10 protein-coding genes are annotated in these 13,005 nt (G+C 55.9%); 7 read left to right on the top strand and 3 right to left on the bottom strand.

Annotated features, from left to right (window positions below; all coding sequences use genetic code 11):
• Positions 1 to 277 precede the first annotated feature (277 nt).
• Positions 278 to 1,993 (top strand): adenylate/guanylate cyclase domain-containing protein, encoded by a 1,716-nt coding sequence (locus AC2TDJ_RS20915; protein ID WP_480844616.1) that lies wholly within the window; start codon positions 278 to 280, stop codon positions 1,991 to 1,993.
• A 307-nt stretch (positions 1,994 to 2,300) separates the two neighbouring features.
• On the opposite strand, the gene AC2TDJ_RS20910 is transcribed toward AC2TDJ_RS20915, so the two are convergent.
• Together AC2TDJ_RS20910 and AC2TDJ_RS20905 are read right to left on the bottom strand one after the other, a co-directional pair.
• Complete coding sequence (locus tag AC2TDJ_RS20910; protein ID WP_480844615.1) at positions 2,301 to 3,629, bottom strand: MATE family efflux transporter; 1,329 nt, start codon at positions 3,627 to 3,629, stop codon at positions 2,301 to 2,303.
• A gap of 256 nt (positions 3,630 to 3,885) precedes the next feature.
• Complete coding sequence (locus tag AC2TDJ_RS20905) at positions 3,886 to 4,650, bottom strand: helix-turn-helix domain-containing protein (RefSeq protein WP_480844614.1); 765 nt, start codon at positions 4,648 to 4,650, stop codon at positions 3,886 to 3,888.
• 105 nt (positions 4,651 to 4,755) lie between these two features.
• Between AC2TDJ_RS20905 and AC2TDJ_RS20900 the strand changes: the two genes are divergently transcribed.
• Positions 4,756 to 5,184 carry a hypothetical protein gene (locus tag AC2TDJ_RS20900; RefSeq protein ID WP_480844613.1) on the top strand — a complete coding sequence of 143 codons (429 nt, stop codon included), beginning with the start codon at positions 4,756 to 4,758 and terminating at the stop codon, positions 5,182 to 5,184.
• A gap of 1,038 nt (positions 5,185 to 6,222) precedes the next feature.
• Here the strand turns inward: AC2TDJ_RS20900 and AC2TDJ_RS20895 are convergent.
• On the bottom strand, positions 6,223 to 6,789 hold the full coding sequence (locus AC2TDJ_RS20895; protein ID WP_480844612.1) for a TetR/AcrR family transcriptional regulator: 567 nt from the start codon (positions 6,787 to 6,789) through the stop codon (positions 6,223 to 6,225).
• A gap of 105 nt (positions 6,790 to 6,894) precedes the next feature.
• Here AC2TDJ_RS20895 and AC2TDJ_RS20890 point away from each other — a divergent pair, with 105 nt between their 5' ends.
• The 5 genes from AC2TDJ_RS20890 to AC2TDJ_RS20870 all read left to right on the top strand — a co-directional run.
• On the top strand, positions 6,895 to 7,806 hold the full coding sequence (locus AC2TDJ_RS20890; RefSeq protein ID WP_480844611.1) for an alpha/beta hydrolase: 912 nt from the start codon (positions 6,895 to 6,897) through the stop codon (positions 7,804 to 7,806).
• 600 nt (positions 7,807 to 8,406) lie between these two features.
• Positions 8,407 to 9,432 (top strand): ABC transporter substrate-binding protein, encoded by a 1,026-nt coding sequence (locus tag AC2TDJ_RS20885; RefSeq protein WP_480844610.1) that lies wholly within the window; start codon positions 8,407 to 8,409, stop codon positions 9,430 to 9,432.
• A complete protein-coding gene (locus tag AC2TDJ_RS20880; protein ID WP_480844609.1) occupies positions 9,433 to 11,649 on the top strand; it encodes an ABC transporter permease in 2,217 nt (738 codons plus the stop codon).
• The gene (locus AC2TDJ_RS20875; protein ID WP_480844608.1) at positions 11,646 to 12,719 is read left to right on the top strand and encodes an ABC transporter ATP-binding protein; all 1,074 of its coding nucleotides are present in this window, start codon (positions 11,646 to 11,648) and stop codon (positions 12,717 to 12,719) included. The genes AC2TDJ_RS20880 and AC2TDJ_RS20875 overlap by 4 nt, the downstream gene beginning before the upstream one ends.
• A gap of 2 nt (positions 12,720 to 12,721) precedes the next feature.
• Positions 12,722 to 13,005, top strand: a 284-nt coding sequence (locus AC2TDJ_RS20870; protein WP_480844607.1) for a histidine phosphatase family protein, incomplete at its 3' end; no start/stop codon positions are given.

Below are 13,005 nucleotides of genomic sequence, written 5' to 3'. Positions count from 1 at the left end.
ACTCGAAGGCACCGCCGGTCGTGGCCTATTTTTCGGGTTTAGTTGAAAAGTAATTTGCACGGCTGTCCTATTGAATTCAGTTGGCTGTAAGTTTTTGCCAGACGCTGACCGAAGGCAGTATGAATGTCGGTTTGGTCCGCACAACAGGCTTTGGGGCCGGTAGAACCGCGTCAATGTCCTACTGAATATGTCAGATGACCGTTCTCGAGCCCGAAGCGGAAATCCTTGCCTGGTTGCGTCCATCTGGTAATCTCCCAATTTGGGGAAGAATGATCCTATGGAACGTCGCCTCAGTGCGATATTCGCCGCCGACATGGTTGGCTACTCGCGGCTCATGGAAGCCGATGAGGTCGGCACGTTTGAACGCCAGAAGGCTCATCGCCAGGAACTCATCAACCCAACCTTTGAGAAGTTCCACGGCCGCATTGTCAAGGAGATGGGCGACGGGCTGCTCGTCGAGTTCCCGTCCGTGGTGGAGGCAGTGCAATGCGCGATCACCATCCAGCGCACCATGGCCAAAAGAGAGTCCGGTGTTCCGGAAGAGCGCCGCATCACCTACCGGGTCGGTATCAACTTGGGCGATATCATCGTCGAGGGAGACGACATTTACGGCGATGGCGTAAATATTGCAGCGCGATTGGAAGGAATCGCGGTACCTGGTGGTGTGTGTATCGCCGAAAAGGTCGGTGCGGAAATTGCTAACAAGATCGATGTCTGTTTTCAGGACGGTGGCGAACATAGCGTCAAGAATATCGTCCAGCCTGTACACGTTTTGCACTGGCACCCGGACCAGAATGTGATCTTGCCAGCAAGAACGGGAGCGTCTGACGAAAGTGACGGCAAAGCGGAGAGGAAGCCCAATTTGGCAGTAATGCCTCTCGAACCGGTTGGCGGTGCCGATGAAACCGCGAACCTGGCCGCAACCATTGATAACGAGGTGTCGGGAGCCCTCGCCAAACTGACTGGTATCTCGCTGGTCACCAATGAAGAAAATGCGAACTATGTGGCCACGGGAAGCGTTCAAGAATCAGGGAAGCGCTTTCGCGCAACGGTTCATCTCCAGGATCAGGCCAAGAAGGACAAGTTCTGGTCCGGGCGCTTCGACGGAAACCTTGAAAACATATTCGAGGCGATGGACGAACTGGTCATGCGCATCAGCAACTCGTTGCGGTACGAAGTCTACGGACGAGAAGCGCAAAAATTGAAACAACGCCCAATTGAAGAACAGAGCAACCAGGAATTGATGAGCCAGGCTGGGCATATTCTTTTTCAGCCACGGCGTGCCAATTACGAAGAATCATGGAAGCTGATCTCGATCGTTGTCGAGCGCGAACCCGACAACGCCATGGCGCTGGCAATAGCTGCCGTCAGCCGCGCACTGTTGGAAGTGTTCTGTGGCTATGGTCCGATCGCACCTGCGGACGCAGCAACTGGCATGGCGTATATCCGTCGCTCGTTGGAGCTCAACGAGCTTTCGGACTTTGCCCACATGGTTCAAGGCAGGCTCCATCTACACTATGAGCATGATGCATCAGCTGCCATGCTCGAAGCCGAACGTTGCCTGGAACTCAATCCAAGTTATACATTGGCATTGGGTCTGTTGGGCGAAGCCAAGTGCTTTTTGGGTGAGCCGGAAGCTGGGATCGAATACAGCACCAGGGCGGTTGAAACCGATGCACGTTTTCCAGGCAACTTCTGGTTTATGGAGGACATTGCGCTCGGCAATTTCGTTCGCGAAGACTACGCGGCAGCCATCAAATGGGCAAATCGCGCCGACCACCGACAGCGCGATGTTCCAAGAATACTGCTTGTTCTGACCTCTGCCTATGCGCACGCCGGGCAAGGTGACGCTGCCGCCAGGTCGGCTCAAAGACTGATCGACCTATGTCCAAATATCAGTGTTGGCGCTCTAAGGCGATGGCCCTTTCAGAAATCGGCACACTGGGATCGCTTTACGAGTGGGCTGGTCGAAGCTGGCTTGCAGGAAAACTGATGCCCGGATGGCATGCTTCATAGCGAGGGTCGTCGAACTGTGTGAACGTCTGTTTTGTCCGCACTTGAGACCTTGGCCACTATCGAAACCGAGCGGGTGCAGCCAACGGCGGCTATGCGGGCTGCGACCGCAGAAATTTAGGTGGGTGGTGAATGTCTCTTATGGGCCGCGATGTCGGGATTCGAACCGGATCTCTCCTATCACGCCTAAGGCCCAAGATGTCGCAGCCCAATGATCTGGTCAGTCATATCACTCCACTGCAAAGTGGCTCGCGGTTAGGTTCCCCTAATCGATCTGCCCCAAAAACTCAGGTCCGTGTCAGTGCCCAGAACCGTAGGGGCAGGGCAATCGCCGCCGCAACCAAACCCAGAGTATAACCGATCCAGACGCCGACGGCTCCGAGATCAAAAAGGAACCCCAGCGCATAGCTGGCCGGCAAAGCAAGTGGCCAATAGGCCGTCAGGGTAATTATCGTCGGCAGGTTCATGTCTGACATTCCCCGTAGCGCACCCAGCGCGGTGCCCTGAACGCCATCCGCAACCTGCAGCAGTGCCACGATAAAAAACAACGTGACCGCGAGGTCAACGACGGCCGGGTCATCCGACATGGTTTCCGCGATCATCCGGCCAGCAGTAATGAAGACGATGGCGGCAACCGCCTGCCAGAGCGTGACCATCACAAAGGACGCCATCAGGATCGGTCTTAGCCTTTCTTGACTTCCTGCACCGACTGCAAGGCCCACACGGATCGAGGCAGCACCCGCCATGCCAAGCGGGATCATATAGGCCAGCCCCGCAAGCGCGTTGACGATCTGATGGGCGGCCAGCGCCTCGGCCCCCAACCAGCCCATCATCAGGCCCACTACGGCGTAAGCTCCGCCTTCACCCGCATAGCCAAGACAGAGCGGGAGGGCGTCTTTGGCCTGTGACCAGACATCCGCCCAGGCAACGGTCACCCGCTGGCGAAAGGCGGCCAGCCTAGGCGCGCGTATCAACACGTAAATCCCGGCAACCAGCGACGTACATTGTGAGAGTATGCTGGCCAGACCAGCGCCCAGAATTCCAAGATCAAGGATGTGAATGAAGGCATAGTTTGCGGGTACGTTGAACAGGACGCCCAGATAAGACAGCGCCACGGCTGTCCAGGGCCGCCCAACGGCGTCGAACAGTGCTTTCAGGCCGAAAAAAAGTGTAAAAGGTACGATCCAGATCGCCATCGACATCCAGTACGGCAGCAGGATCGCCAGAACCTCTTTGGGTTGTCCCAAAGGCCCCAGCAACGGATAGAGCGCCATCATCACCAGTGCCGCGCCGCCGCCGCCCAGAAGACATAGCAACAGCCCGCTGCGCAACGCCAGAGCAACCCGCACGGCATCGCGTGCGCCCTCGGCTTGGCTGATCTGTACGGAAATAGCGGTGATCACGCCCCAAAGAGCGGAAATCAGGATGATCAGAACAGCCGTGGTCACACCGGCCGCCGCCAGCGGGACCGTTCCGAGCGGAGAAATCATCGCCGTATCTACGACGCCGATCAATAGCGCTGCGGCCAGCCCAACCATCAGCGGAACGGCCAACCGGATCAACGGCGTGAATTCGGCGCGGGTGGGTGCCTGCGAAATCAGGATTTGGTCTGTCATGGGTCACCTGCCGGACAAGGTCCGGCGACAAAGTCGCGGTAAGGAGCTTTAGGCTCAGAATGAAGAGGGGCTGTTCAGCCCTGCGACGGGAACACCATGAAATTGGTCCATTTAGGGACAAGATAACAAGTAAGGTTCTAGGGGAAGAATTGTTCGGCGTCCAGATCGCTTTTGCAGGGCTGCTTGCCGAGTCCTAGAGAGGTCAGGAGTGAGCGGATTTCACCGGGGCGCGGTGAGGCTCTGGTCAAACCATCATCTAATTGGCAGCCACGAGGGCAAGGTCACGCAGAAATTTGGCACTTTGGTCGTCGGCCGGAAAAAACAGCTCAATCTTCAAATCGTCCAGCGTGACGTCCGTGACTGTGCTGAATTGCGCAATGGTTCCAAACAGGGAAAGCCGCTGACCACCAAAGCGGTAGATCGTAGAAATTGTCGGCCCGATGACCGCATCGCTGCGGGCGTGCCCCTGTTGCGACAAAGCGCGCGCCGCGGCGTCCAGCGCGGGTATGCCTCCTGCGTTGGCGCTTTCAGCGCGCAGCCTTAACATCGTGTGATGCGCGACCTCGGACCAGTTTTCAACAAGCTCAGGCATCAGCGGACTGGCCAGCAGCTCCAGCAGGCTTTGCCCCTCGCCGATCCCCAGTGGCTTGAACAGCCTTTGTGCTCCGCTGTTGAGCATTACAACATTCCAGAGCCGGTCCAGAACCATTCCTGGGTAAGGGTCATGCTGCTGAAGTGTCCATTCGACCGCATCCCGGATGGGTGACATCGCCGCGTCATCAATCGGCGTCGCCGCAAAACGCGGCGCGAAGCCTTCGGCGCGCATCATCTGATTTCGGGTTTCGACCGGAAGGTTCATGACCTCGGACAGATGAAGGATCATGTCTGGGCTGGGCCGGGACCGCCCGGTTTCAAGAAAGGAGATATGGCGCGCGCTGACCTCAGCCTCGACCGCAAGGTCCAACTGGCTCATCCTGCGTCGTTTTCGCCAGTCTTTCAGCATGCTTGGATAAGGAGTCATGACCTGAGTTTAGCAAGGGTCCTAACAGAATTCACTTACCTCAGAGGTAATTGATTTGCACCCGCCGCAAGTCGCATGAAGAGCATATACCTAAAGGAGAAGGTCATGACCCAACAACAGTCAGCAATGCGAATTTCAGGCGGAGTTCTTGTTGTAACCGGGGTGCCCTTTGCTCTGGCCGCGTTTCAGTTTCTTCATCCCGTTGCACATATCTTTCTGCAGATCGCGTATTGGCCAATTCACGATGTTCCCGCGGAACTGATGGTTCCGTCACCTTTATTACTGGTGATTACCGGTGGCCTGACGGTTGGCTTGGGAGGAATGCAGTGGGCGCTGGGAACCTATGTTGCTCCGGTATCGGCGGCAGCCGCGACCAAGACCGCTCAGATTACGGTATGGTCCTGGTTTTGCGCCGACAGTTCAGGCTCCATTCTGGTAGGGGCGCCCTTCAACGTCGTACTAAACCTGTCCTTTTTGGTCCTGATCCTGTTGTCTTGCCGTCCCGGCACAGCAAGCAAACACGCAACATCCTGAGGTGAAATGGAATTCACTGGGTTTGAAAGGAAGGCCTGGCTATTTCAGAAAACCTTCAATGATCGAGGCGACTTCAACGGCAGTTTTTGCATCGGAAATGCTGGTGTTCTCAAGGGCGCTGCTGTTTTCGCACTTGGTTTGAGTTGGTCGAATATGGACAGAATTTCCTATTCCAGTTTGGCTGGCTTTTCTTCGGACCAGCCGACCTTGGTCTTTGCAGGTTGCAGGACGAGTGCGAAACGATCTCTCCGGCGACCTTGAACAATCGTCTAAAGAAACTGCAAGCCGCAGGGTTCGTTTATCGCGCGGAAGGAGGATACGCATCACTCAGGACACGGAACGATTGTTAAGAGCAAGGGCAGCTTAATGCCCTTGCTTGGTCGGTTCCTTAAAAAGGGAACCGATAATGCGAAGGAGGTGGGTGTTCAACCTCCGGCGGAAGGCCAACGTCCTTCCTCAGGTGAGCCGGCAACTCGGATCTTTTGTGCAGAATCGGCCGTTCCACACCGGGTCGCCTCGCGAAGACAGCCGCTAGCCGCAGAAAGAGGCCACGCGACCGGCTGATTGGTATGTAAAGTGATAAGCTTGGCATTGTTCTCTCCATGAATTGATGGAAAGCCGCCACATGAGGAAAACACAAAAAGGCCGCTCACGAGGCGGCCTTCAGATCGGAAACCTGTCAGACCGCTTTAACGGGCTACTGCGCCTACCGCGCGAAGCATTGAGGTCTGACAATTCAGCATATCTGATCTCTTGTATCAGGGTTTCCGGTTCGTCCAGTTACCAGACGAGTGGTCTCAATTCAACATCCCACACATGTATTGGTCGAATTCCGCCGGATAGCCAGCTCGAAAGCGTTGGGAAAAAACCAACGTATTGTTCTATTTTCAACCAGTGGTGACAGCGGCGGCATTTGACATTTCTCAAACTTTGCGTTCGCAGCGAACGGCAGCTGTGCGGGCTGCAAGCGCAGCAAAATTACTAATCAGTGTGAGCAGGTTTGGGCCGTAGGTGGGTGAGGCGAGACGCTTCTCTTAGTCAGGTTGAGGCGTTCGCGGCCCTCAAGCATAGCTGCTTAAGTGTGTCGAGCTGTTGCAAGAGGTGTTCGCGGTCCCTCGCGTAGCCTTTGGCGGCGCGGGCTGATCGCTGCACAAACTCCGCGAGATCCTTGGATGATGTTCCACTGTCTTTGAGTGCATTTTCGAATGGCTTGAGAATGCCTTTTATCACTGACTGATAGCGTTGCGCTGCGGCCTCTAGTTCTTCGAGTGATCCATCTTCGAACTCCTCTTCGATTTCTTGCCCGCTAGGAGTGGCGTGCACGAGGTCAAAGCTCGCAACTGTCATCACTTGAAAGACCACATCCAACTGCTGTTCCAGCCCCTCAGTATTGGCCAAAGCTGACTCCATCTGTTCAGCCACCTTCGTTGTATACAGGCGGAGATGGGTGCGCAGCACATCGTCTTTGCTACGAAAGGACTTATAGAGCGTTTGGCGGGAAATCCCCGCTTCTCTGGCGATATCGGCCATGCTTGTGCGCTTCACGCCAAAACGTGTGAAGGCCCGCAGCGCGGCTTGCAGGATGTTTTGGTCGCGATCCGTCATGGATGACATATTGACAAGTACAGACAACCTGTCAATATTGACACATGTACAGATTCTGTCATTCCGACACTTTGATAGGGGTGACCGTGCAAAAGGACCGACACGATGCTCTATGGAATGCTAGCTGACCTGGCGACGAAGACCCGTGCGCCGCTCTTTGATAGTCCCGCAAACTGGGATCTTCCCTATGAGGATGTAGAGTTCGAAACCGCCGATGGGGTGACGCTGCGCGGCTGGCTGGTCAACCCTGGTGAGAGCAAAGTAATCATCCAAAACCATTTTGGTTTGATGTGCTCGCGCGCGGGATACACTAACGACGGAAAGCCACGCATGTTGCAGGGCTGGCCAACGGATGTTCCGTTTCTACGGCACATCCAGGCATTCGCACAGCAAGGCTACACGGTTCTGGCCTATGATCTACGCAATCATGGTGCCAGTGAAACTGGTCCTTCCAAATATGCGTGGGACGGCCAGGCAGAGTATCAAGATGTGTTGGCCGCTGTGCATTTCATAACGTCGCATGCAGATTACAAGAACGCGCCCATTGGCATGCTCAACATCTGCATGTCGTCGAGCGCTGCAACCTTGGCCCATGGCGTTGAAGATGGGTTAGAAACTGTAGCGAACATCAAAGCCCATGTCGTCCTACAACCACTCTACAGCGGTGCATGGTTCCGGCAAATGCGTATCCCGGGTTTCATGATCCGGGGTGCCATCCGAAAGAGTCGGAGTCGAGGCGGCCCGGACTTTGATCAATCGCCCATCGACCGCGTTAACATCATCAACAAGCCCACGATGGTGATCCAGAACAAGAACGATCCAATGGCCGACATGGAGTACGTGCGGTCCTACTTCGACAACTTACAGGTCGAGAAAGAGATGGTTTGGACAGATGTCGGAAAGAGCCGAGTCGCCGGATACGCTGACCTCGGCGACCACCCTGAAAAAGCCATCGAATGGTTCAATAGATTTGTGCCCCATAGCAAGACCGAGAAGTCCACAGCATCTAGCAGATAGAGTCCGCTTTTGCCGGTAGCAGCGCAGCATTTAGTCCCGCTGGTCAATGTCTAGAACGGGCCGTCCACTGCGCTAACTCAGGCCTGGTTTTCCGCGATGCTGCAAAACATCCGATGTCCGCGATGAGCCCCATTTGTTGACGTTCGCCGGGTAAGTTGCCTCGGTCATGCAGGGCGATGAGATCGTACTCGCTGCGTGAACCCACACATCACAAGTGGGGTCAAAATCGGACGCTAGTTTTTCAACCTTCGCTAAAAAAATCTGTATCGCCGCTAGGCAACATAATTGCCCAGAACACATTCGCCAATTGGCGCAAGTATCAAGACTCCCCGCATTCGAAGGCTATCGATGAACTTGCAATCTTCCTTAGGATACTGCTTGCAAAGGCGCTCCGTTTGGATCGCACTGATCTTGCCGCTCTGTGAAATTCCTTGCGAAACAAGTGTTAGAGTGGGCAGACTTACATAGTCACAAAGAGGAAAAGCCGGACAGAGACTGGGGAAATCAGAAGATGCCACACTTTAGCGTGGCCGCCCTCACAGGTGACATGACGGTTCCCGGCTCAAAGCTGGCAGCTGGACAAATATGGGAGGAAAGACTTTGAAAAATCTGACAAACACACTTGCTGGCTCGCTGATCGCATTCACCGCTTCGATGGGTGCTGCGCAAGCCGACAAGCTGACATTCTACTGTTCGGCGCAGGAAGACTGGTGCCAGCTGATGGCGCGCAGCTTCGAGGACGCCACTGGAATTGACGTGAACATGACCCGCAAATCCTCGGGCGAGACTTTTGCGCAAATCCGTGCGGAAAGCTCGAACCCCAAAGGCGATGTTTGGTGGGGCGGAACAGGTGACCCGCACCTTCAGGCGGCCGAAGAAGGTTTGACTATGGAATATGTCTCGCCCATGCGTGACCAGCTGCATGACTGGGCGATTTCACAGGCCGAAAGTGCCGGCAACAAGACCATCGGTATCTATTCGGGTGCGTTGGGCTATGGCTACAACTCTGACCTCTTGGCGGCCAACAACCTGCCTGAACCCGCCTGCTGGAAGGACCTACTCAAGCCAGAGTATAAAGGGCACGTTCAGATGGCGAACCCGAATTCGTCCGGAACTGCCTACACGACGCTGGCGTCGATGGTGCAGATATTTGGCGAGGACGAGGGCTTTGAATTCATGAAAGGCCTCCACGCCAACATCAACCAGTACACCAAATCTGGCTCGGCACCCATCAAGGCCGCGGGGCGTGGTGAGAACACGATCGGCATTGTCTTCATGCATGACGCCGTCAAGCAGGCGGTGTCAGGCTTCCCTGTAAAGGTTGTCGCCCCGTGCGAAGGCACTGGTTATGAGATCGGTTCGATGTCGATCATTGAAGGCGCTCGCAACGAAGAAGAAGCCAAAAAGTTCTACGACTGGGCGCTGAGTGCCGAAGCGCAGAACCTCGCACTTGAAGTCAATGCCTTCCAGGTCCCGTCCAACAAGGGTGCGCAAACATCTGAAAGCGCCCCGGATATGAGCCAGATCAAGCTGATCGACTACGACTTCAAAAAGTATGGCTCCTCTGATGAGCGCAAGCGTCTGCTGCAAAAGTGGGACGAAGACGTTTCGGTGCTGCCGCAGTAAGTGACTAACAAAGCGAAAACCAGGACCCACCCGGTATTGATCTTCTGGATCATTGTCGGTTGGGCCGGCTACGTCCTGCTGCCATGGTACATGGTTGAGGATGGCCTTTGGTCATTTGAATGGCTCTTTAACGGCTATCCGTTTGACGAAGATTTTGCGCCCGCTCTATTTCTGATCGGGCGGGGTGAAAAGCTCTGGCTTGCACCCTTGCTGATCCCGCTGGCATTGCCAATTCTGGTGCTGGGGAAACCTAAATCTGATCCGATCTACGCTAAGATCCTGATTCTTGCCGGTGCACTGGGCTTTGGCTGGCTGATTGCGCAAGGCTTCGGGATCGGCATTCGCGGCTTCAACTTCGACTGGCTCACGGCCCTCTTTGGTGAGCCGAAAATCCGACAGTTCGGCATGGGGTATGGAGCGATGCTCTGTGCGTCGGCCTTCCTGTTCCTGCTCACGCAAGGCATCGCGGCGCGCGGTGCAGTCAACGGCGATGTGTTTGTCGTCAGCGCAATTGGCGGCGTCATTACAATCGTCACCGCCTTCGTGTTCTTTCCAATTGCCAACATGCTGTTTTCGGCCTTTGTGACCGAAAACGGCGCCTATTCGGTATCTGTTTTTGCCTCAAAATTTTTTGATGACCGTCTCTGGGGATTGGGGTGTTTTTGGGGTGCTAAATGCGGCGCCGCGTGGAACTCCCTCTTTTTGGCCATTCTCGTCGGCCTGATCACCACGGTTCTGGGACTTTGTTTTGCACTTGTGGTCACCAGGTCAGGGTTTCGGTTCAAGCGTGGGATGCGCGCGCTGACGGTTTTGCCAATCATCACGCCCCCCTTCGTAATCGGGCTGGCCTTGATCCTACTCTTCGGTTTATCCGGGTCGGTCACAGTCTTTTTCGCTGATCTTTTTGGCGTGCAACCGTCGCGGTGGCTCTATGGAATGCCGGGTGTCCTGATCGCCCAGACGCTGGCCTTCACCCCCATCGCATTTCTGGTGCTGATTGGTGTTGTCGAAGGCGTGTCGCCGTCGATGGAGGAAGCCGCCCAAACGCTGCGCGCCAATAGGTGGCAAACCTTCCGAACGGTGTCGCTGCCCCTGATGAGACCCGGTCTGGCGAATGCCTTTCTGCTCGGCTTCATCGAAAGCATGGCCGACTTCGGCAACCCGCTTGTTCTAGGCGGCAATTTTGACGTTCTGTCGACCGAGATTTTCTTTGCCATCGTCGGCGCGCAATATGATCAGGGTCGGGCCGCCGTGCTGGCCATGGTACTGCTCTTCTTCACGCTGTCTGCCTTTTACGCGCAGCGCGCCTGGCTCGGTAAGAAAAGCTACACCACCGTTTCCGGCAAGGGGGACGCCGGCGTGCATCCGCTGATGCCCAATGGGCTGGCAATACCCGTGCTGGCCATCGCGACCATCTGGGCGCTGTTTACAGCGGTTGTGTACGGCATGATCATTTACGGCAGCGTCGTTGAGCTTTGGGGCGTCAACAACACGCTCACCTTCAAACACTATGTCACCGCCTTCTCAGTGCGCTTTGAAGAGGAAGGCATCCGCTGGACGGGTGCTGCATGGGACAGTTTCTGGACCACCATCAGCATTGCGGCCATAGCGGCTCCACTGACGGCAGCTGTAGGACTGGTGACCGCCTACTTGCTCACGCGCCAAAATTTCGCCGGAAAGAACGCCTTCGAATTCGGAACGATGCTGTCCTTCGCCATTCCCGGTACCGTCATCGGGGTCAGCTACATCCTGGCTTTCAACGTTCCCCCGATCGAAATCACAGGCACCGGTGTGATCCTCGTGGTCAGCTTCATTTTCCGCAACATGCCCGTCGGCGTGCGTGCGGGCATTGCATCCATGTCGCAACTGGACAAGTCGCTTGATGAATCCTCGCTGACGCTGGGCGCAAACTCTTGGCAGACGTTTAGACGCGTGATCCTGCCCCTGCTCAAACCCGCCATTCTGGCTGCGCTCGTCTACAGTTTTGTCCGCGCTATGACCGCGATCTCGGCGGTCATTTTTCTAGTGTCGGCCGAGTACGACATGGCGACCAGCTACATCATCGGGCGTGTCGAGAACAATGATTACGGCCTTGCCATCGCCTATTCCACCACGCTGATCTTCGTGATGCTGGCAGCGGTGGGGCTTTTGCAATTCCTCGTGGGCCGCGTGCAGATCGGACGGCGTACCCAAATAGGAGCGGAAAGAACGACATGACGGATACCAACATTGCTAGTAAAGCCGCGCCGGTTCGGTTCGAAGGGGTGTCAAAAGTGTTTGGCAAAGATGTTGTGGCCGTCGACAACATCGACCTGCACGTGGAAGCAGGTAAACTGGTGACGCTGCTGGGGCCGTCGGGCTGCGGTAAAACAACGACGCTGCGCATGATTGCCGGTTTGGAAATGGCGAGCTCAGGCCGGATCGTGATTGGCGACCGAGATGTGACAAAACTGCCTGCGACCGATCGCGACGTTTCCATGGTTTTCCAGTCTTACGCCCTGTTCCCACATATGAGTGTGCTAGAAAACGTGATGTACGGGCTCACCTTCTCCGGCTTTGACAAGGGAGAGGCCAGATCGCGCGCGCTCAACGGGTTGGAACTGGTGGGCCTCAAAGGCTTTGACAACCGCTTGCCAAGCGAGCTGTCCGGTGGCCAACAGCAAAGGGTCGCCGTCGCCCGCGCTCTGGTGCTGGAACCGCAGGTTCTACTCTTTGATGAGCCCCTATCGAACCTCGATGCTAAACTGCGCCGACAAGTGCGTGAGGACATCCGCTCTATTCAGCAGGACCTCGGACTGACGGTTGTCTACGTGACCCACGATCAGGAAGAAGCGTTGGCCGTCTCGGACGAGATTGTCGTCATGCGCAACGCCGCCATCGCCCAGATTGGGACCCCGCGACAACTCTATGACGCGCCAATCGACCGCTTCGTAGCCGACTTTATCGGTGAAGCGAACCTGATCGACTGCAAAATCGTCGAAGTCGACGGCGATCAGGCGACAATAGAAATCGAAGGACACCGCCACAGTTTGCTTTCGCGCGATTTGCCCGTGGGTCCAGCGACTCTAGCGGTGCGTCCTTCCCGCATCCTTATCGGATCTGAAACCGGCATCCCGGCAAGAGTCGCCAAGGCAACCTATGTCGGCGTGCGCATGGAATACACGCTGACCGGCGCATTCGGACAGGTGTTTGCCGTGCAGGACAACGTGGATGACCCGTTGCAACCGGGCATCCACGTCAAAATGGCCTTTGCAGACCGTGGGCCGGTTTTGCTGCCGGAAGGTTGATATTGGCGAAACTCGTTGTCATTTCGCACCCTGAAGTGCTGGTGGACCCAGAGATCGCGATCACCAACTGGGAACTGAGTGAGGTGGGCCGCACACGGGCCGAAGCATTTGCAAATGCGCCGATCCTGGCCTCGGCCAGCGCCATCTGGTCCAGCAGCGAGCGCAAGGCAGAACAGACAGCTGCGATCCTGGCCAAACCGCACGGACTTGAGGTGAAGGTAAACCCGGCGCTGGGTGAAAACGACCGTAGTGCCACCGGTTTTCTGCCACCGCACCAGTTTGAAGC

It is taken from the genome of Ruegeria sp. HKCCD6647-2, from assembly GCF_057221075.1.
The sequence above is the reverse complement of the archived record's forward strand: the minus strand, read 5'-3'. Positions and strand labels throughout refer to the sequence as shown.

Bases quoted from the DNA above. Each gene is read 5' to 3' on its own strand.
- AC2TDJ_RS20915 (WP_480844616.1), top strand. From the start codon at position 278: ATGGAACGTCGCCTCAGTGCGATATTCGCCGCCGACATGGTTGGCTAC.
- AC2TDJ_RS20890 (WP_480844611.1), top strand. From the start codon at position 6,895: ATGCTCTATGGAATGCTAGCTGACCTGGCGACGAAGACCCGTGCGCCG.
- AC2TDJ_RS20895 (WP_480844612.1), bottom strand. From the start codon at position 6,789: ATGACGGATCGCGACCAAAACATCCTGCAAGCCGCGCTGCGGGCCTTC.
- AC2TDJ_RS20900 (WP_480844613.1), top strand. From the start codon at position 4,756: ATGACCCAACAACAGTCAGCAATGCGAATTTCAGGCGGAGTTCTTGTT.
- AC2TDJ_RS20910 (WP_480844615.1), bottom strand. From the start codon at position 3,629: ATGACAGACCAAATCCTGATTTCGCAGGCACCCACCCGCGCCGAATTC.
- AC2TDJ_RS20875 (WP_480844608.1), top strand. From the start codon at position 11,646: ATGACGGATACCAACATTGCTAGTAAAGCCGCGCCGGTTCGGTTCGAA.
- AC2TDJ_RS20905 (WP_480844614.1), bottom strand. From the start codon at position 4,650: ATGACTCCTTATCCAAGCATGCTGAAAGACTGGCGAAAACGACGCAGG.